Below are 19304 nucleotides of genomic sequence, written 5' to 3'. Positions count from 1 at the left end.
CCGACCCCTGGCGCCGGGTCCGTTCAATCTTTTCAGTTTCAGTTGTTGAAAAATTACCTGGTTTCCGGGGCGGTGCTGCTGGCGCTGCCTGTTACGGCATGGGCGCAAGGCCCCGTGTCCGGTACCGTTACCGATGCCCGCACGGGCACGCCGCTGCCCGGCGCCACCATCTTGCTCGATGGTACGCCCAGCGCCGCAACTAACGCCACTGGCGCCTTTACGCTGCCCGCCGTACCGGCCGGCTCCCACGAGCTGCGCATCACCTTTCTGGGCTACCAACCGCTGGTGCAGCGCCTGGAAGGCCAGCCCACAGAACAGCGCCTCACACCTGCGTTGCAATCAGGCGGTGTACTTACCGGGGAGGCTCTGGTAACGGCTTCCCGCGCCAACGACCGCACCGCCACCGCCTACACCAACCTCAGCCGTCAGGACCTGCGGAAGCGCAACTTCGGCCAAGACCTACCCTACCTGCTCGATCAAACCCCATCGGTAGTCGTCAACTCCGACGCTGGGGCGGGGGTAGGCTACACCGATATCCGGATTCGGGGCACCAGCAACACGGGCATTAACATGACCATTAACGGGGTGCCGCTGAATGATGCTGAGTCGCACGGGTCGTTCCTGGTGAACCTGCCCGATTTGGCTTCTTCCATCAGCAGTATTCAGGTGCAGCGGGGGGTAGGTACCAGCCAAAATGGCGGGGCAGCATTCGGGGCCAGCCTCAACATCTCTACCCTCGATGTGCGCCCCGAGGCCTACGCCGAAACGCAGAATACCTTCGGCTCCTTTACCACCTGGCGCAACAACGTGCAGTTCGGTACCGGCCTGCTGGGCGGGCATTTTACGGTAGATGGTCGTCTTTCGCGCATTTCCTCGGATGGGTACGTGAAGCGCGGCGCTTCTGACCTGAAGTCGTACTACCTCGCGGCGGGCTACCAGGGCAAAAACACGCTGGTGAAGTTCATCACTTTTTCGGGCCGCGAGAAAACCTACCAATCGTGGAATGGCGTGCCCGAGCCCGCCATTACCGGCGACCGGGCCTTGCTGCAGCAGTACATTGATAACGGCGAACTGAGCCCGGAAGATGCCGAACGCGCCCTGCGCGAAGGCCGCCGCTACAGCTACTATACCTACGACAACCAAACCGACAACTACCAGCAAAACCACTACCAGCTCCACCTCTCCCAAGCCCTGGGCGAAGCCTGGAACATAGGCGCGGCCTTGCACCTCACCCGCGGCTTTGGGTACTACGAAAACTACCGCACCGGCCGCAAGCTGGCAGATTACGGGCTCGAAAATGTAGTGCTCGGTGACACCACCATCACGCGCAGCAACCTGATTGACCGTAAGTGGCTGGATAACTACTTCTACGGCGGCACCTTCGCCCTCAACTACCAGCCCCGCGAAGGCAAGCTACAGGCTACCCTGGGCGGGGCCTGGAATCAGTTCACCAACGACCACTACGGCGAGGTTATCTGGGCGCAGTACGCTTCCAACAGCAACATCCGGCAGCGCTACTACTTCAACGACGCCCTCAAAACCGACTACAACGCCTACGCCCGCGCTACCTGGCAAGTGCTGCCCAAGCTGGGCGTGTACGCCGACGCGCAGATACGCCACATCAAGTACACCATTGATGGCATTGAGGACGACCAGAACGACGTAACCACCCGCGCCCGCTACACCTTCTTCAACCCCAAGGCCGGCGCTACCTTCAGCTTAGCCGAAGGGCAGCAGCTCTATGCCAGCTACGCCGTGGGCCAGCGCGAACCCGTCCGCTCGGACTTCACCGACCGCCCCGCCGGCGACCAGAGCGCCAAGGCCGAGCGTCTTCAGGATTTCGAGGGCGGCTACCGCCTGACGCTGCCCGCCACCTCAGCCCTTGGTCTGGTTACGGCGGTTCGTTTCGAGGCGAACTATTTCTACATGAAGTACCGCAACCAACTGGTAGCTACCGGCCAGCTCAACGATGTGGGCACTGCCCTGCGTACTAACGCCCCGCGCAGCTACCGCACCGGCGTGGAGCTAACGGGCTCCGCCTCGGCCAACGACAAGCTCAGCCTGAGCAGCACCCTCACGCTCAGCCACAACCGTATTCTGGATTTCCGCGAGGTTACCTACGATGCCGATTACAACCCGATAACCGCTGCCGAAGGCCGGACGACAACCATTTCCTATTCGCCTTCCGTCGTATCGGCGCACACGTTGGAGGGGCAGCCGTTGCCGAGTCTGCGTCTGGCTTTGCTCTACAAAACCGTCAGCCGCCAGTATCTCGACAACTCGACCAGCGAAGACCGCCGCATCAAACCCTACCAGGTGCTGGACTTCCGCGCCCGTTACAGCATCCATCCTAAGTTTGTGAAAGAAATGGAGCTGGGCTTCTTAGTAAATAACGTGTTAAACCGCCGCTATGAGGCCAATGGCTACACCTACAGCTACCCGGGTGCCAGCGGCGGCATCGATACGTTTAACTGGTATTTCCCTCAGGCTACCCGCAACTTCCTGGCTTCGGTAGGCGTGAATTTTTAGCGAACAGCCGGGTAGTACAAACTGCCCTCTGAAACGAGTACAGCCGAGGCCTACCAGCTGCCAGCAGGGCAGTAGCGGAGCGGCAGTAAGGTCCTTCGCGCAGGAGAAAAGAAGGATATGGCAGAGGACTGTCGAAACCACAAAAAAAGCACTGTGTTTAGGCCGAATTTTGACGTTTCGGCATAGGCTTTGTGAGAAGCTTACCACCGATATTGCCCAACCGGGAATCTGCCTCCCGGTTGTTGTAGGTACTGAAGCTGCTGGTGGGTCTTCGGCATTCCCAACCCAGCCTGACGGTGCCCCGAAGCCCTGACCAGTCCCCTTCTGGTCAGGGTTTTTGGTTTAACACGGGGTAGGAGGTGGGCCAGCCGTGCGTAGCGAAATGCCTATCTTTGGTGAGCTAACCCACCCATTTTCCTCCTATGTCTTCCCAAGCTGACGTTCTCTCGACCAAAGCCCAGGTGCAGCGCAACAAAGGCTCCCTGAATGCTGCCGGCTTCACCGATTACTACGACATCGACGACCTGCTGACCGAGGAGCACAAGCTTATCCGGCAGAGTATCCGCGACTTCGTGAAAAAGGAAATTTCGCCCAACATCGAACGGTGGGCCCAGCAGGCGCACTTTCCTTCCGAAATTGTGCGCAAGTTTGGCGAGGTAGGCGCTTTCGGCCCCACCATCCCGACGGAGTACGGCGGCGGTGGCCTGGATTACATCAGCTATGGCCTGATTATGCAGGAAATTGAGCGCGGCGACTCGGGCATGCGCTCCACGGCGTCGGTGCAGGGCTCCCTGGTCATGTTCCCGATTTACCAGTACGGCTCCGAGGAGCAGCGCCGCAAGTACCTGCCCAAGCTGGCCTCCGGCGAGTGGCTGGGCTGCTTCGGCCTCACCGAGCCCGACCACGGCTCCAACCCCGGCGGCATGGTCACGAAAATTGAGGACAAGGGCGACTACTACCTGCTCAACGGCGCCAAACTCTGGATTTCCAACTCACCCGAGTGCCAGGTAGCCGTGGTGTGGGCCAAGGATGATAACGGCCGTATTCGCGGGGTTATCGTGGAGCGCGGCATGGAAGGCTTCACTACCCCCGAAATCCATAACAAGTGGAGCCTGCGCGCCAGCACTACCGGCGAGCTGGTGTTCGACAATGTGAAGGTGCCCAAGGAAAACGTCCTGCCCAACATCGACGGCCTCAAAGGCCCCCTCAGCTGCCTTGACTCGGCCCGCTATGGCATTGCCTGGGGCGCCCTGGGCGCGGCCATCGACTGCTACGAGTCGGCGCTGAAGTATTCCTTGCAGCGGGAACAGTTCGGTAAGCCCATTGCTTCTTATCAGCTCCAGCAGCGCAAACTGGCCGAAATGATTACCGAAATTACCAAGGCTCAGCTGATGGTATGGCGCTTGGGCATGCTCAAAAACGAAGGCAAAGCTACCAGCGCCCAGATTTCAATGGCCAAGCGCAACTCCGTGGAAATTGCCCTCGACATTGCCCGCGAAGCCCGCCAGATTCACGGCGGCATGGGCATCACCGGCGAGTACCCCATCATGCGCCACATGATGAACCTGGAATCGGTAGTCACCTACGAAGGTACCCACGACATTCACCTGCTCATCACCGGCGCCGACATCACCGGTATTCAGGCGTTTAAATAGGGTGTCGCTAGCTTTTTACACTGCCGTCCGCTTCATCTGAAGCGGACGGTTTATTTAGTATAAACCGAACGGGTCGCAGATTATGGAGTGGCTTATTGCTCTTGCTTTCGTCACCGGAGTTATCGGGTTGTTATGCTACCTATTGGGTTGGCGGGGCACCATGTTTTGGTTAATTGGCTGTGGACTTGTAACTCTGTTTGTAAAGAGCGTAAACTGGCGCGGTGATGGTGGTTGTGACGGGGGGCTTTGCATATTAGGGTACATTGCAGGTGGCTTGGTTTGGCTAGTCGGCTGCGTTGTCGCATGGGTAGTTGTGTTCAGCGTTCTACCCGAGAAGTACCGCCGTCGGTGGGATAAGTAAAACTCACCACTCCTGCCGTAATTTGTCCCCATGATGAGAATCGCCACCGACTCCGAACCCTTGGTATTGCTTGAGTGCCTGGTAGCCGGCACTACTCACCGCGAAGGTTTGCGCGAATACGAGCCGCGCCTGCAGTCAAATCAGCAATTGGCTCTTCAGCGCGAAGCCGACAGCTCCTACGACGATTGGGCCGTGCGCGTGTATACCACTGGCCCCGATGGTTTTTGGCTGGGCTATCTGCCCGAGGGACGCAACGAAACAGTAGCGCGCCTGCTCGATGCGGGCTACCCCCTCCACGCCCGCCTAACCCATAAAGCCTGGGAAGATGACTGGCTGCATCTGGAAATTGAGGTGCTATTAGAAAGGCAGTAGGCGGGTGGTAAGGTGAAGGGTAAGAAATGATGGAGCGCAAAAGAAGACCCCGTGGGCTACCTGCTACCATTCATTCCATCACCTACAGCGTGTCGGCCAGGGCTAAAATTTCTTGGCGGGCCTTCTGTATCTCCTCCGCTTCCGGGAAAGTTTGCTGCACCCAGCGCGTGAAGCCGCTTACCATTTCGCCCACGGCTTGCCGGTTGCTGACGGGGGCGGCTTCCGTAGCCGATGCTTCGGCCTCCGATAGGGTAGGAAAGGCTTCTTCGAGCCCAAGCCGGTTCATTACATCCGACACGAAAATCATTCCGCATACCTGCATGCCTTGATATAGCTGCACCAGCTCCGGCATGGTAAGCGTGAGCTGCTCCTGCGCCCGAACGCGCCCTAAATGCTCGATGAGCGGCTCCAGCGCTGCGGGCTGCAAATTCGAGAGCTTGCTTACCGCCAGCAGGAAAGGATGGTCTGCGGTGGCGGGCAGGCTATGGACCAGCAGGAGCGCCAGCCGTAGCATCTGCAACTGTGGCTCAGCCAGGCGCAGGTTCGCCGCCGGCGGCACCGAAGCAGGATGCAGTGCGAGCAGCTTGGTAAAGGCCTCCTCAATGTGCAGCCGATGCAGGCCCAGCGACGCTACCCCCTGCGGGGCTGGTAAGTGCTCTTCCAAGGTATTCAGAAAGGCCCCGCTTAGCTCCAAGCAATACGTTTTCAGATAATCAAGCTGTTGCTGATCTATCTGCATCTGCTCTTGCACGTAAGCCAGCACGGGTATAGCCAAGGAGGTTTCCAGCGTCAGACGACCCAGTAACAGCAAGTGATAAAGCTCCAGGGGCTTAGCACGCAGGCTAGAGAGCAATTGCTCGTGGGTGTGGATGCCGTTCAGCTCCTGCACCTTGTAGCCATCCAGGGCAGTAAGCGCCGCCAGCTGGTAGGATTCGGGCTGGCTCAGCAGCTCTGCCGCCGCCATGCCATGCAGGCTGAGGCAGTGGGCCAGCTGATCGTAAAAGTCGGTAGGAAGGGCATCAAGCCAGGAAGCAGCAGACATGAGCAGCAGGGCGGGTGAGGGTGCAAGTTAGCGGAGAAGTGTAACCAAGCTTGTGGTTGAGGTAGAAGAAAAGGAGGCGTTGCTAACTGTATTAGTTAAATAGACATTGAGTAATATTTTTTGCTAAAAAAGGCACCAACGCTACTATCTGCATGTTACCTTTCGACACGCTGAACTACTCTCTACGCTTATGCGCGAACCGTATATGACTGGTGGTAAAGACCACATGGACCCCACCGAAAAGGACATCGACAAGGCCCTGCGGCCCCTTTCCTTCGATGACTTCACCGGCCAGGGCAAGGTAGTCGAAAACTTGAAAGTGTTCGTAGCGGCTGCCAAGCACCGCGGCGAAGCTCTCGACCACGTCCTGCTGCACGGGCCTCCCGGCCTGGGCAAAACCACCCTTTCGCACATCATTGCCAACGAACTGGAAGCAGGCATCAAGATGACCAGCGGCCCGGTGCTCGATAAGCCCTCCGACTTGGCCGGCCTGCTCACCAATCTGGAGCCAAATGACGTGCTCTTCATCGACGAGATTCACCGCCTGAATCCGGTAGTGGAAGAGTACCTGTACTCGGCCATGGAGGATTACCGCATCGACATTATGCTCGATTCGGGTCCGAATGCGCGTTCGGTGCAGATTTCACTGTCGCCGTTTACCCTCATCGGGGCTACTACCCGCTCGGGCATGCTGACCTCGCCGCTGCGCGCCCGCTTCGGCATCAGCTCCCGCCTGGAGTACTACGATTCGGCCCTGCTCACCAGCATCGTGCAGCGCTCGGCCGAAATCCTGGGTACACCCATCTATGAGGATGCGGCCTTCGAAATTGCCCGCCGCTCGCGCGGTACCCCGCGTATTGCCAACAACCTGCTGCGCCGCACCCGCGACTTTGCCCAGATTAAAGGCACCGGCACCATCACCCGCGAAATTGCCCAGTTTGCCCTCAACGCCCTCGACGTGGACCAGAACGGCCTCGACGAAATGGACATCCGCATCCTGAGCACCATTATCGATAAGTTCAAGGGTGGCCCCGTGGGCCTCGGCACCATTGCCACCGCCTGCGGCGACGAAGCCGAAACCATTGAGGAAGTGTACGAGCCCTTCTTGATCCAGGAAGGTTTCATCAAGCGCACCTCCCGCGGCCGCGAAGCCACGGAACTAGCCTACCAACACCTGGGCCGCCAAATGCCCCAACATCTGCGCGGGAATACGACTACCGGGGAGCTGTTTAGTTAAGGCTCATCTTTCATATATGCGAAGCATCGAGAAATAGTATATTTAGCTATTTTTCGATGCTTCGCTGTTATAGTGGAGTGTAATTTGTAAAATTCAGTTATGAAGAAAGTGATTTTAATCCTATTGCTTTTAGGTGTTAATAATGCTTTTAGTCAGAGGATATTGGTTTCCTGGAGCCAGCGAAATATTGAAGGCTTAACTAAGGAAGAGTATGATGAAGTACAAAAGCTCTCATCCGAACAGCTAACGGATAAAAATGTAAAGGATGCCAGTTGGGCTGATGTTTTTTTGACACTCAATGCATCTGTTAACAATTATAGTAAGGATAAAATATACCTTAGAAGATTAGCTAATCAAATTACGAATAGGAGTGAAACGAAATTAACGGGTACTAGCCGTCTGATTATATGGGATAGAATTATATCAAATGATATTCTTTTCGAAGGAAAAGGTTTGGTCATAGATAATGACCTTTTTCAAGTAGCGGGAAGGGCGAACGAGATTCTGCAGAATCTAACGGGGAAAAAATTTGGATACGTTACTCCTAAATCGGCGGCCTCAGAACTCGCTGAGATAAAAGGGAGGTGGCTTGATTATTTGTCTGATAAACAGATTGAGGAAGTAAAGTCTCCTGCCCAAGTAAACGCTAAAATTCCAGAAGTAAGTAGCATGCAAGCATTTCATGCTTTAGTTGTGTCACTGAATGATAATTCTAAGAAGAGTGAATTGACAAAAGGATGCTTGAAGACTATGTATAATTTAGATACCATGCCTGTAGAAAATTCGTCTGCTATGTATTGTAATCCTGATACATATACTTTTGCATATTTAACTACATTAGTGGGAGATGAGAAGTTTGATAAAAATAAAGATGCAAAGTGGTGGAATGATTTTTGGAACAGGAATCAGAGTAAGCTAAAATGGAATAGCGCTAGAGGCTGTTACGAAGTAGAATAATAAAGATCTTTGCTAGGCGTATCTGAACTTTCAGATACGCTTTTCTTTTACCTCATCAGCCTAGTACCGAATAAGTTTGCTTTATGCTACCTACCGCCCACTACACTGCTTTCATTAAACGCCGGGCGGCGGAGCTGGGCTTTATGTACTGCGGCATCAGCAAGGCTGAGTTTCTGGAAGAAGAAGCGCCACGGCTGGAGAACTGGCTCAGCCGCCAGATGAACGGCAAAATGGCCTACATGGCCAACCACTTTGATAAGCGACTCGACCCGCGTCTGCTGGTAGATGGGGCCAAATCCGTTATTTCCCTGCTGCTGAATTACTACCCCCCGGAGGAAGCGCAACAGCCCGACGACACGCTCAAAGTCAGCAAGTACGCCTACGGCCGCGACTACCACTTTGTCATCAAGGACAAGCTCAAAACCCTGCTGCAGGACATGCAGGAGGAAATAGGGGAGGTAGGGGGCCGTTGCTTTGTGGATTCCGCTCCCGTAATGGACAAGGCCTGGGCCAAGAAGAGCGGTTTGGGGTGGGTAGGCAAGAATACCAACCTCATCCGGCCTGGCACCGGCTCCTTCTTCTTTATTGCCGAGCTGATTGTGGACCTAGAGCTGGAGTACGACGGCCCTATTAAAGACTACTGTGGCACCTGCACCAAATGTGTGGACGCCTGCCCCACCCAGGCCATTACGGAGCCCTACGTGGTAGATGGCAGCAAGTGCATCAGCTACTTCACCATTGAGCTGAAAGACCAGATACCACGGGAAGTAGAAGGTAAGTTCGGCAACTGGGTTTTCGGCTGCGACATTTGCCAGGATGTGTGCCCCTGGAACCGCTTCTCGAAGCCCCACCAGGAGCCCCAGTTCAATGCCCACCCTGGCCTAAAAGACCTTACTCCCGGCGACTGGCAGGAAATTACCCACGAGCTGTTCTCGGAGCTGTTCCGGCAGTCGGCGGTGAAGCGCACGGGTTACGCGGGGCTACAGCGCAACATCCGGTTTGTGCTGGGCGAAGAGCCCGCCCCAGTCATTACCCCACCCACCGATACCAACGAGCCCCGAATGTAACGTGGCGCTACCCCCGTAACGCAGCGGAGCCGTAAGCAGGCTTACCTTTCGGTAAACGGCTTACGGCTCCGCTGGGTGGAAAGAAATGGAATAGTTAGGCGACCGTCGGTTGGGTGAACACGCGGTTCAGAATGAGGCGGTAGAGGTTGGAGAACTGCTGGTAGCACCAAGCTTTCAACTCCGTCAGCTCTGCCGGCACCAAGGTGCGGAGGGCTTTGCGTAGCTCCTTCTCGAAGAGAATCTTGTCGAAGCTCACTTTGAGCAGAATGGTTTTAGCGTACTCAAGCATGGGTGAAATGGATTGCACTGAATTAGGAAAAAGAGCGGTTATCTAGGTGGGACGGGCCGTTGTACGAAAGCAGTTGAAAAAGGCTTTGACGTAGGAGTAGGTTTCGCTGCTTTTTGTTGAAAGATACAAAAAAATAAGACCTGAGTGCAAGCGTTAGACGCCCGTTATCAAAAAACCGTTCCTGATAAGGCATAAAAAAAAGGAATGTAACTCATTCCTTTTTTACAAAAGTAGAAGAATAGCGTTTCTTGACTATTTCTGCGCGGTTACTAATGGATAAATAGTTGGGCCAGCTGCGTAGCCGTAGGCGCATCAATGGGCTCATCGAATGCTTCCATTACCTTCGCCAGAATAGCCTCCCGGCTTAGTTGGGGAGTACCAACGTTGATGGGTAGGGTAGTTTCGAACGGTACCAGTCTAGGCCCGGGAACATACTGCGCAACTACCGACTCTCCAGCATATGCCTGATTGGGTACGGTGCCGGCCGTGGTTATGGGGGCGTCAGCAGGGCTAACCCAGCTCTTCACGACAGCTCCGCGCTGCCGCCGCATGGTGCGGATGTGGGAAGCGTGGCGGGCCTCGGTGGAGTGAGTGCGGAGTAGAGCTTCCAGCAGATTGTTATCGGCCAGTACAAACTCGGCCTGCCCCTTGTAGGCGCGCACGCCGGCATCTTCCAACAGTTGCGCTACCTTCAGGAAGGTATCCAGATTCGTGAACACGTCGGGGTAGAGAGCCGCCTGTGTACCGTTTTTGCTACCCGTAAAATCAAAGTTTGGTTTTGCCGGCACCGTGGCACCAGCGTCTGTGAGCAGGCGCTGCAACAGGGCTACGTGCTGGGCCTCGTGCGCAGAAATGGTTTGGATGGCCACTAAGTTGTCGGCGGAACCGAAAAAGGCGGTAGCATTCGGCAGGGCCAGGGCGCGAGCGTAAAAATCACTTTCCAGGTACTCCAGCGTCAGGGCCAGCCGCAGCACATCCAGGGGCGTGCTATTATCCTGAGGGGCGGCGGTGGTGGCACTGGGTAGGGCGGTGAGTACGGCCGGAAGCAGAGCGGCTCCCGCCTGGCCCAGCCGGGCGAGGGCTTCGCGGCGCGGCGCACCAGACGGCCCGGGGGCAGTTTCGGAAGAGAGGTCGGCGAGTCGAGCCAGAAGAGTTAGGAATTCCATAAGAACAGGTAGGCGCGACTTAAGTAGTGGGCAGGAGCGAGGCGTCCAGGGGTATCGGCACGTATTTGGCAATAAGGGCTACTACTTCCACGGGCGTTTTGACGGTGTCAAGCCCGGCGAAGCTGCCGGAGGTAGCCACTACATCGGCACCAGCAAACGAGTTAGCCTGCTGCTGGTCGCGTACAAAGGCAGCGTGCCGGGCTTCCACCGACGCAATTTTGGCCAGCAGCCGCAGGTACATTACGTGGCTATTGTCGTTGGTTGCCAGGAGCAGCTTGCCCACCCCGTTATAAGCGGCTACGCCTACATCTTCGAGCGTGCGGGCAGCGGCATACACACCGGCGCGGCTAGTGAGGGTGAATGAGGAAAAGTCGAACGCCAGGGGAGTTTCTCCCAGGCTGGTATCGTAGGCACTGGAGCCCAAGGCAAACTTGAGCGTCTCGCGGTGAATAACCTCATGGTCGCGCAGGTCCAGAAACGCGGCGCGGTCTTCCGCTGTGAAATCAGGCGGAAAGGCGTCGACTACTTTCTGGTAGAAGGCTGCTTCCAACTGCTCCAGCAGGTAGGCGTAGTTGAGTAGCCCGGTGTTGCTATTGGCGAAAGTGAGTGTGTTGGTGGTGGGAGCTACGGTGGAGCTGTCATCATCGCCGCAGCCGGCCAGCAGCAGGGCCGAGGAGGCAGCAGTAGCGCCCGCTACCCGGAGAAATGAGCGGCGGCGCAACGGCCGTCCCGAAAAGGAGGATGCAGAGTCAGACATGCGGAAATAACTCGGTGGGGAGCAGCCCAACGCAGGCCGCAACTACCCGATTAACAAAGGTACTCCGATTACCGGGATGCACCAGCAGGAAGAGTAGCGCCGGGTTAGAAAGGTTGCCTGTGGCTCCCGACGAAAAAAGGGCGGCCCTGCTGGGCCGCCCTTTTTTACGAAAGCGTGCGTGGTGCCTAGAACTTCGCTGCCGAACGGGCAATGGCCGTTACCGTCGTGTTGTCGAGCGGCTCATCGAAGGCAGCGCTTACGTCTGCATCGGTGTAGGTAGTGCCCAGGCCGGTGAGCAGGCTGCTGATGCCGCCCTGCGCCAGGTTGTTTTCAGCCGGGAAGTTGGCCTGTGGGTTGCCAGCACCGTACACGGCGGATGGTGCGCCGTTGGCTTCCGCATTCACAATCCAGGGCATGATGCTGGTTTGTGCCCCAGCAGCGGCGCCACGACGCATGTAACGGACGTGAGCTGCGTGACGGGCTTCTACCGAGTGAATCTGCAGGGCTACGGTCAGCAGGTTCACCTGCGTGCCGCCTACAGTAGGATTCAGGGTACGCGGGATGTTGCCAGCCTGGCCTTTATAAGCCCGTACGCCCGTATCCTCGAAGGCCTGCGCAAAGGTCAGGAACGTCGGATACGTACTGAATGCCGTGCCAAAATCGAAGGTAGGCTCGGCCGCGGCGGCACTACCCAAAGCGGCCTTTAGCAGGTTCACGTGCGCCAGCTCGTGAGTCCGGATGGTTTCGATGGCGCCGCGGGCGGCTGAGCCGCTGGTCAGGTTAGCCGCCAGCGTAGGAGCCGACAGGGCTTGGTTGTAGAAGCTGTACTCCAGGCGCTCCAGCAGCAGGGCGTAGTTCAGCACATCATTAACAGCCGTTAACGTGTTCTGGCCAACTGCTTTGTTGAAGGCCGAGCCAATAGCAATGGGAGCGGCAGCCAGGGCCATTTTCTTACCGAAGTTGCCCAGCGCTGTCAGGGCGCTACGACGGTGACTGAGGCGGTCCGCAATTTCCGGATCAACCTTCTCAAGCTCGGCAATTATTTGAAACAGGTTCATATGATTCAGTAGTCAGATGTGGGAGGAGAAGGTTATTTGCCGACGTTGTCGCCGTTGATTGTTTCCTTGATGAAGGGCTGAGCAGCAGTCAGCACCTGCGCTACCGTCATGGCTTTATCAAGGCCGTTGGTATCCACGGTGGTGTTGTCGGCGAAGGTGCCATTGCTGAGCAGGTCGCGGATGTAGGCGGCGTGGCGCGCCTCAACCGACACAATCTTACCGGCAATGCCGAGGTAGGTAACGTTCTGAATCAAAGCGCCAGCACCGTTATAAGCCGCTACCCCCAAGTCTTCAAAGGTTTTAGCCGTCGTCAGTACCGAGTTGCGGTCGGAGAAGTTGACTTTGCTGAAATCCGGGTTCAGGCCCGGGATAATCTGCGAGGAAGCAGCTTGGGTAATGGCCGCCTTAAAGAAGTCGCGGTGAATAGCCTCGTGCTTGGCAATGGCCATCAGAGCCGTTCTTTCGTCGGCGTTGCTAAACGTGGTGCTGAAGCTGCTGTTAGAAACTACTTGAGCGTAGAAGGCGGCTTCGAGTTGCTCAAGAGCGTAGGCGTAGTTCAGTACCCCTACGTCGCCCATGCCCAGGTTAACAGTGCCTGAGGGCGTGGTTACGCTGTCATCGTCGTCATCACAGCCGGAGAGCAGCAAAGCCGTGGCTCCGGCCGTGGCGCCAGCGTACATGAAGAAAGAACGACGCTTAATGGGCGTGTAGAGCGGCTTGGCGAATTCCGCTTCGTCGCTACCTTTTTGCGTGATGTTGGACATAGCAAGGATGAGTTGGGTGAAAAAAGTGAAGGCAATACGAAGCCCCCCACTACAAAGCGGTCAAGTAAAAACCCCGGAAATTGCGGGAGCCGGAAGCTAGAGGGTGGAGTTGCCAGAAGTTACGCGCCTAACTCAGCAGTGGATTTAACAAGGCCAAAATCTTGTAAGTATGTTTATGTAACTACTTGATTAGTATGGATAAGATTGGGTTTGAGGTTCTGCTAAGCAGTAGAAACAAGTGTTTTGCCTAGCTTTGACCGGCGGGCTCGTTGTTTCTGGTTCATGCGCTTTCTTCTTCTCTTCTTAGGCGGGCTTTTGTTTGGCAGTGTTACGCTGGTAGCGCAAGGGAGTACACCCGCGGCCGAAATTGTACTAGGCAAATCTGTCTTCCCCATTAACGAGTACTACACCATCAGCTTCAAGCTGCGCGGCGCGCCCCTGGAGCGCTACTCCGCTTTTCCAGAAGTGGAAGGCTTTAAGAAAAGCGGAAAGTCCAGTACCACCACTACCCGCACCGTCAATGGGCAGAGTTCTACCGAGCTTACCATTACCCAGCGGTACGCCGCTTTTACCGAAGGTTCCTTTGTGGTTAAGCCCTTCACGATGACGGTAAATGGCCTGACTCTTCGGTCAGAAGGAGCTACTCTACGGGTAGAGCCCCAGGCAACTACGGCTGCGCCCGCCCCGCCCAGCAGCGGCCCGTTGCAGGGCATCGGCCTGCTGGACCAGCTGTTTGGCAAACCCAAGCCCCAGGAGTACGTGGAGGCCCAGGATCAGGCCTTTCTGGCCGTGGTGCCCGATAAAGCCCGGGTGTTTATGGGCGAAGGTGTGCACGTTGGGCTCTATTTCTATCTGGCCCCGCAGGACCAGGCGGTACTGAACTTCTACAATTTTGCCGGTCAACTGCCCGGCATTATCCGGCAGTTGCGTCAGCGCACGGTATGGGAGGAAAGCTTCGATGAACAGGAGGTGCTGCCCGAAAACGTGACCGTAGGCGGTAAACCATTTTTGCGCTACCGGCTTTGGGAGGCCGAGCTATATCCGTTGAATACCCAGCCGCTTACGTTTCCCTCCGTAGGTCTGCAAATGCTCAAGTACCGGGTAGCAAAAAAACCGGTTGCTGGCCTGGATAACCGCCTTGAGGACTATAAAGTATATTATTCGGCGCCCCGCACCATACCAGTAGTAGCCCTCCCGCCGCACCCGCTCCGCGACCAGGTGCCCGTTGGCAGCTACCAGGTAAGGGAAGCTATTGACCGCACTACGTTCCGCACGGGGCAGGCATTTGCCTACACCTTTACGGTGGAGGGCGAGGGCAACTTGGCGGCAGTCAACCTCGATACTCCACCAGTCCGCCCCGGAGTGGAGGTGTACGGCCCCGAGGTGCAGCAAGAGCTTACCCGGCAGGGAGGCCGGGTAGGAGGGCGCAAGAGCTTCCGGTTTCGGCTGGTTGCCCGGCGCCCCGGCCCCGTGGCCCTGGATAGCTTGTTGCACCTGGTAGTGTTCAACCCAGCTACGGCCCGCTACGATACCCTCCGCCCCGACCTGCGGCCTCTCGTACGCGGCCCTGTACGGGAAGCCTCCACGTTTCGGGCCCGGCTAGACGACCCCTTTTACCAAGAGGCCCTGGCTAGCGCCGACACTACCGTGCGACCCCGCAACGCTTACCGCAACGTGCGCTGGTACGCCAATCTACTCCTGCTGGCCCTGCTAGGGCTGGCCGGCGCAGGCTGGTGGCGAGCGAAAAGGTGAAGTTGTGAAATGGTGAGTTTTACGCTCTATTTGTACTCTTGGTGCTTCTTGAAGGGCAGGCGCACCATCTCACCATCTCACTACCTTACCTGATGAACACGTTCGGCACCCTGTTTCGCATTACTACTTTCGGGGAATCACACGGGCCGGGAATTGGGGTAGTGCTCGATGGATGCCCGGCCGGACTGCCCGTATCCGAAGCCGACATTCAGGCGGCCCTGGACCGGCGCCGCCCCGGGCAAAGTGACCTGACTACCCCACGCAAAGAAGCCGACCAGGTAGAAATTCAATCGGGCGTATTTCAGGGCTATACCACGGGCACCCCCATCAGCCTGTTTATTCGCAACCAGGACCAGCACAGCCACGATTACTCGCACATTGAGCACGCCTACCGCCCCTCTCACGCCGACTATACCTACGACCAGAAGTACGGCCGGCGCGACTACCGCGGTGGGGGCCGCAGCTCGGCCCGCGAAACGGCGGCGCGCGTAGCCGCTGGGGCTGTGGCGCACAAACTGCTGGAGCAGCACGGGATTCAGGTAAGTAGCTACGTGTCGCAGGTAGGGGCCGTAGCCGTGCCCGTGGGTTACGAGCAGCTGGATTTAGGGCTGATTGAAAGCAACCCTGTGCGCTGCCCCCACCCCGAAACAGCCGAGCGCATGGCCGAGCTTATTCGCCAGACCCGCGACCGGCACGATACCGTGGGGGGACTGGTAACCGGCGTAGTACGCGGCGTGCCGGCGGGCCTCGGCGAGCCAGTGTTTGATAAGCTGCACAGCGAGCTAGGCCGGGCCATGCTCAGCATCAACGCTGTGAAAGGCTTCGAGTACGGCTCGGGCTTTGCGGGTGTGCTGCTTTTCGGCTCGGAGCACAACGATGAGTTTTACGCCGATGAGGCCGGGCAGGTGCGTACCCGCACCAACCACAGCGGCGGTATTCAGGGCGGCATCAGCAATGGGCAAGACATTTACTTCCGGGTGGCCTTCAAGCCGGTAGCTACCATCCTGCAACCTCAGGCCACCATCAACGACCAGGGCGAAGCCATTAGCCTGGCTGGCCGCGGCCGCCACGACCCCTGCGTACTGCCCCGCGCCGTGCCTATTGTAGATGCCATGACTAGCCTTGTACTGGCCGATATGCTGCTACGAGCCCGCGCGAACCGGGTATAGCGTAATCAAGAGCGAAAAAGAGGCAGGCCGATACTATGTGTATTGGCCTGCCTCTTTTTTGCCTCGCCTTACCTGTTAGCCAACAGGATTTTCAGATTCAGCGGGAAGATGCTTCGGACAACCAGTGATAGAAAAACCATGGGCAGATAGTAGCTCTACATTCTGCTCACTACCTCAACTGTGCACGATAACGGGCGAAGCATGGAGCAGGCTACAATCCGTGAGGAGGGCCCGGTTCAATCCAGGAATACGGAAATAAGCTGCGCTTTAGCACTAATAAATTAAGCTTCGGACTTACCAGCGGCTGAGGCGGGTGCCCATTTAGGCTCACCCACGAGTCGCAGTAAATGGCCACCGGTTGAAGGCCGCGCCGCTGGTAGTCCTGGGCTAGCAGATGGGAAAATTGCAGTACTAGGTCGGGGCTGTAAGTAAGCTTGTTGGTTTGGTTGCGGGTCAGATACTTGCTAGGCCAGACGGTTTCTTCGCGGCCACCGGGTAGAAGTACCCGGAAAACGGCTGACCCCGATTTTGTGCGTAGCATCAGGTGCCAGCTAAAGCGGTGACCTTCTTCCGTCCAGTGCACATGGCCGGGGTAGAGGAGGTAGCGCAGAGGCAGAGCTAGTTGCAGAAGAATATAAGCAGTTAGGCCCGCTAGCACCCAGCGTTGGGAACGTACCAGGGCCGGTGAAGACTGACTTGCTACCTCTTCCGCCGCGCTGGGTAGCGGAATACGTTGCCGGAACCAGCGGCCCACAAACCCAGGCAGGTGGCGCGGAAAATCGGGGGCAAAAAACAGACTGGTCAGCAGCAGTGAAAACCACGGAAACGTGCCCAGCCCAAACACTACCACGTTGGTGAGGTGAAAAGCGGCCGCCGCCCCAAAAGCCCAGGGACGGGTACGCCGGAAAAGCAGCAGCGGCACGACCAGCGCATCAAACCCTACCCCCGCGTAGCTCATAAACCAGGCCGTATCAGGTGCCGCTAACAGCGGCCCCAGCATCGGGTAGTTGGCTTTGGCGCCCAGCCAAATGCCCAGGGGCCGGGCCGCCAGCCAGTCGGGGTTGAGCTTGGCTACCGCCGCAAACAGGTACACCAGCCCGATTTGAAACAGCACAATCCCGCGCGTCCAGGCGGGGGTAGTGGCCGCAGGTTGTACTCGTCCGGCCCGCACATCGGCGGAAGCGGCCCGGTGCGCCGGGAGGCAGGCCAGCACGGCCGCCAGCAGCGCGTAGAGGTAGAAATGGTTGATGTATTCGGTTTCTTCCAGCAGTAGTAAGGCGATGTAGCCCAGGCTTAGCAGTCCGGCCATGAGGCGGTAGTGCCACCCCGCCGCTACTGCCAAGCCGGCAACTATTACCAGCCCGTACACGGCATAAATTCCGGCGGGGGGTAGGGCCGGCAGCCATTCCCAGCCCACATACCGAAAATGAAATTGCGGCTCGGTGTAGTTGCGCACCCGGCCAATTACCAAACCGCCGGCGTGCTCCAGGGCCATTAGAAAGCCAGCGCCCAGCCGGAAATACACCAGCCAGGCCATATCAACGGGGCGAAAAAGGGCAGACCTCAGGCGAGCAAGCATACCACCTGACCTACGCACGGCCGGCCCCGCTGGATTACCAGAGTGTGCTACCCCCACAGCAGCCATCCGCTTACAATACCCAGCACCGGCACCAGATACAGCAGTGCATAGCGCCCGATGTAGCCGAAAAAGCTGGGCATAGGCACGCCTTCTTTCTCCGCAATGGCCCGCACCAGAAAATTGGGGCCGTTGCCAATGTACGTGAGGGCCCCGAACAGCACGGCGCCGCTGGAAATAGCCCGCAGTAGTGGCAGAGTAGCTGCGTTGGTGGCAAACTGCTGCACGGCGCTGGGCTGCGCGAAGTCAAGCTGGTGCCCGGCCAGGCTCAGGCCCAGAAACGAAGTGTAGGTAGGCGCATTATCCAGAAAAGCCGAGAGCATGCCCGTTAGCCAGTACAGGGCGGCAGGCGTCAGGCGAGAGGCCACTGCCGGATCGGCGGCTACGTGGGCAGCCGTTTGCAGGGCGGGCATCATGGTCAGAAAAATGCCGAAAAACAGAAATGCTACCTCCCGAATGGGGCCAAAGGTGAAGTGGTTAGCCGCCAGGGCTTTGGGATGAGCCATGCGGTAGCAGCCCCAGGCCGCCAGCAGCTGAATGGCTTCGCGCACAAAAGAAATTTTCAGCCCAGCCACGGGCAATGTTGGCAGCCACGGGAGCTGACTCGGGTTCAGGAAAACGGCCCCTAGCACCAGTAGTAGCCAGAGTAGGTTGTAGCGGCCATTGAAATCGTAGAGGGGTAGCCCTTTTTTGGAGTGAGCCCGGCGTTGTTCGCTTCGGGAAAGTGGGGCAGGGTAGGCCGTGCGCCGATCCAGCAACCAAAACAGCACCAGTAGCAGCCCATTGGCCAGTAGCCAGGGAGTAAGCAAGTGCTGGGTAGTCCAGAAAAATGGCACGCCGCGCAAATAGCCGATAAACAAAGGCGGGTCGCCGAGGGGCGTAAGCAAGCCCCCGGCGTTGCTCACAACAAAGATGAAGAATACAATATGGTAGGGACGGATGCGCTGGTCATTGAGGCGGATAAACGGCCGAATCAGCATCAGCGAGGCACCCGTAGTCCCCACCACCGACGCCAGCACCGCCCCCGCTGCCAGCAGCAGCACATTGCGCCCCGGCGTGCCGGCCACGTTAATGTTCAGGTATAAAGTGCCGCCTACTACAAACAGTGCCGTGAGTAGCACTACAAAAGAAATGTACTCGGCTAGCGTTTCCACGGCCGTGTGCCAGTTGTGGCGGACCAACCCGTAGTAGCCCAGCATCAGCAGACCCAGGCCGACAGCAATGCGCGCGTACCACCGCTCCCAGAAGTGTGGAAATAACAAGGGCCCGGCGGCAATCAAGCCTAGCAGCCCGAAAAAGGGTAGGAGCAAGGGCCAGGTTGGCGGGGAGGTGCCAACGGCCAGCAGGAAGGGGTAGAGCGTCATAGGCGAGAGCAAAGGTACAGGGCCTATGCCGCTTCAAGGAGAAACCTAGCGGCCAGAACCTACCCTTGGAAAGCCCGCCGAAGCGTAGAGCAGATTAGGAAGCAAAGTTGCCCGGGTTGTATTAGTAGC

The 19304-nt window shown here is 57.4% G+C and carries 16 protein-coding genes; 8 read left to right on the top strand and 8 right to left on the bottom strand.

The features are described from left to right. The first annotated feature begins 45 nt into the window (after positions 1-45). The 3 genes from K3G63_RS11610 (at position 46) to K3G63_RS11600 (ending at position 4917) form a co-directional block, all read left to right on the top strand. Positions 46-2529 (top strand): TonB-dependent receptor, encoded by a 2484-nt coding sequence (locus tag K3G63_RS11610; RefSeq protein ID WP_220614292.1) that lies wholly within the window; start codon positions 46-48, stop codon positions 2527-2529. Positions 2530-2951: 422 nt separating this feature from the next. Further along, positions 2952-4184 carry an acyl-CoA dehydrogenase family protein gene (locus K3G63_RS11605; RefSeq protein ID WP_259404424.1) on the top strand — a complete coding sequence of 411 codons (1233 nt, stop codon included), beginning with the start codon at positions 2952-2954 and terminating at the stop codon, positions 4182-4184. Between the two features lie 391 nt (positions 4185-4575). Beyond that, on the top strand, positions 4576-4917 hold the full coding sequence (locus K3G63_RS11600; protein WP_220614291.1) for an HIRAN domain-containing protein: 342 nt from the start codon (positions 4576-4578) through the stop codon (positions 4915-4917). Between the two features lie 82 nt (positions 4918-4999). Here K3G63_RS11600 and K3G63_RS11595 read toward each other — a convergent pair whose 3' ends face one another. Next, positions 5000-5959: a hypothetical protein gene (locus K3G63_RS11595; protein WP_220614290.1), complete on the bottom strand. Its 960-nt coding sequence runs from the start codon at positions 5957-5959 to the stop codon at positions 5000-5002. Positions 5960-6149: 190 nt separating this feature from the next. Here K3G63_RS11595 and ruvB point away from each other — a divergent pair, with 190 nt between their 5' ends. From ruvB to queG, 3 genes are all read left to right on the top strand, one after another. Beyond that, positions 6150-7196, top strand: a complete 1047-nt coding sequence (gene ruvB, locus K3G63_RS11590; RefSeq protein ID WP_220614289.1) for a Holliday junction branch migration DNA helicase RuvB — start codon at positions 6150-6152, stop codon at positions 7194-7196. Positions 7197-7295: 99 nt separating this feature from the next. Continuing rightward, on the top strand, positions 7296-8153 hold the full coding sequence (locus K3G63_RS11585; RefSeq protein ID WP_220614288.1) for a hypothetical protein: 858 nt from the start codon (positions 7296-7298) through the stop codon (positions 8151-8153). An 83-nt stretch (positions 8154-8236) separates the two neighbouring features. Next, a complete protein-coding gene (gene queG / locus K3G63_RS11580; protein ID WP_220614287.1) occupies positions 8237-9220 on the top strand; it encodes a tRNA epoxyqueuosine(34) reductase QueG in 984 nt (327 codons plus the stop codon). A 94-nt stretch (positions 9221-9314) separates the two neighbouring features. Here queG and K3G63_RS11575 read toward each other — a convergent pair whose 3' ends face one another. From K3G63_RS11575 to K3G63_RS11555, 5 genes are all read right to left on the bottom strand, one after another. Then, positions 9315-9509 (bottom strand): hypothetical protein, encoded by a 195-nt coding sequence (locus K3G63_RS11575; protein WP_220614286.1) that lies wholly within the window; start codon positions 9507-9509, stop codon positions 9315-9317. 269 nt (positions 9510-9778) lie between these two features. Continuing rightward, a complete protein-coding gene (locus K3G63_RS11570; protein WP_220614285.1) occupies positions 9779-10675 on the bottom strand; it encodes a ferritin-like domain-containing protein in 897 nt (298 codons plus the stop codon). Between the two features lie 19 nt (positions 10676-10694). After that, positions 10695-11432 carry a ferritin-like domain-containing protein gene (locus K3G63_RS11565; protein ID WP_220614284.1) on the bottom strand — a complete coding sequence of 246 codons (738 nt, stop codon included), beginning with the start codon at positions 11430-11432 and terminating at the stop codon, positions 10695-10697. Between the two features lie 185 nt (positions 11433-11617). Continuing rightward, a complete protein-coding gene (locus K3G63_RS11560) occupies positions 11618-12490 on the bottom strand; it encodes a ferritin-like domain-containing protein (protein ID WP_220614283.1) in 873 nt (290 codons plus the stop codon). Positions 12491-12522: 32 nt separating this feature from the next. Then, entirely contained in the window at positions 12523-13254 is a 732-nt protein-coding gene (locus K3G63_RS11555) for a ferritin-like domain-containing protein (protein WP_220614282.1), read from the bottom strand. A 282-nt stretch (positions 13255-13536) separates the two neighbouring features. Here K3G63_RS11555 and K3G63_RS11550 point away from each other — a divergent pair, with 282 nt between their 5' ends. Both K3G63_RS11550 and aroC read left to right on the top strand, forming a co-directional pair. Next, on the top strand, positions 13537-15006 hold the full coding sequence (locus K3G63_RS11550) for a BatD family protein (RefSeq protein ID WP_220614281.1): 1470 nt from the start codon (positions 13537-13539) through the stop codon (positions 15004-15006). An 89-nt stretch (positions 15007-15095) separates the two neighbouring features. Then, on the top strand, positions 15096-16175 hold the full coding sequence (gene aroC / locus K3G63_RS11545; RefSeq protein WP_220615088.1) for a chorismate synthase: 1080 nt from the start codon (positions 15096-15098) through the stop codon (positions 16173-16175). Between the two features lie 211 nt (positions 16176-16386). Here the strand turns inward: aroC and K3G63_RS11540 are convergent, their stop codons facing one another. Continuing rightward, positions 16387-17754, bottom strand: a complete 1368-nt coding sequence (locus K3G63_RS11540) for an HTTM domain-containing protein (protein WP_409070867.1) — start codon at positions 17752-17754, stop codon at positions 16387-16389. A 47-nt stretch (positions 17755-17801) separates the two neighbouring features. After that, complete coding sequence (locus K3G63_RS11535; RefSeq protein WP_220614279.1) at positions 17802-19175, bottom strand: sodium:proton antiporter; 1374 nt, start codon at positions 19173-19175, stop codon at positions 17802-17804. Between the last annotated feature and the right edge of the window lie 129 nt (positions 19176-19304).

It is taken from the genome of Hymenobacter sp. HSC-4F20 (assembly GCF_019599275.1).
In the GTDB taxonomy this organism is placed as follows: domain Bacteria; phylum Bacteroidota; class Bacteroidia; order Cytophagales; family Hymenobacteraceae; genus Hymenobacter.
This window is presented reverse-complemented; position numbering and strand designations above follow the sequence as displayed.

Coding starts and splice junctions, on each gene's coding strand:
- K3G63_RS11605 (WP_259404424.1), top strand. CDS start 2,952: ATGTCTTCCCAAGCTGACGTTCTCTCGACCAAAGCCCAGGTGCAGCGC.
- K3G63_RS11600 (WP_220614291.1), top strand. CDS start 4,576: ATGATGAGAATCGCCACCGACTCCGAACCCTTGGTATTGCTTGAGTGC.
- K3G63_RS11595 (WP_220614290.1), bottom strand. CDS start 5,959: ATGTCTGCTGCTTCCTGGCTTGATGCCCTTCCTACCGACTTTTACGAT.
- ruvB (WP_220614289.1), top strand. CDS start 6,150: ATGCGCGAACCGTATATGACTGGTGGTAAAGACCACATGGACCCCACC.
- K3G63_RS11585 (WP_220614288.1), top strand. CDS start 7,296: ATGAAGAAAGTGATTTTAATCCTATTGCTTTTAGGTGTTAATAATGCT.
- queG (WP_220614287.1), top strand. CDS start 8,237: ATGCTACCTACCGCCCACTACACTGCTTTCATTAAACGCCGGGCGGCG.
- K3G63_RS11575 (WP_220614286.1), bottom strand. CDS start 9,509: ATGCTTGAGTACGCTAAAACCATTCTGCTCAAAGTGAGCTTCGACAAG.
- K3G63_RS11570 (WP_220614285.1), bottom strand. CDS start 10,675: ATGGAATTCCTAACTCTTCTGGCTCGACTCGCCGACCTCTCTTCCGAA.
- K3G63_RS11565 (WP_220614284.1), bottom strand. CDS start 11,432: ATGTCTGACTCTGCATCCTCCTTTTCGGGACGGCCGTTGCGCCGCCGC.
- K3G63_RS11560 (WP_220614283.1), bottom strand. CDS start 12,490: ATGAACCTGTTTCAAATAATTGCCGAGCTTGAGAAGGTTGATCCGGAA.
- K3G63_RS11555 (WP_220614282.1), bottom strand. CDS start 13,254: ATGTCCAACATCACGCAAAAAGGTAGCGACGAAGCGGAATTCGCCAAG.
- K3G63_RS11550 (WP_220614281.1), top strand. CDS start 13,537: ATGCGCTTTCTTCTTCTCTTCTTAGGCGGGCTTTTGTTTGGCAGTGTT.
- K3G63_RS11540 (WP_409070867.1), bottom strand. CDS start 17,754: ATGCTTGCTCGCCTGAGGTCTGCCCTTTTTCGCCCCGTTGATATGGCC.
- K3G63_RS11535 (WP_220614279.1), bottom strand. CDS start 19,175: ATGACGCTCTACCCCTTCCTGCTGGCCGTTGGCACCTCCCCGCCAACC.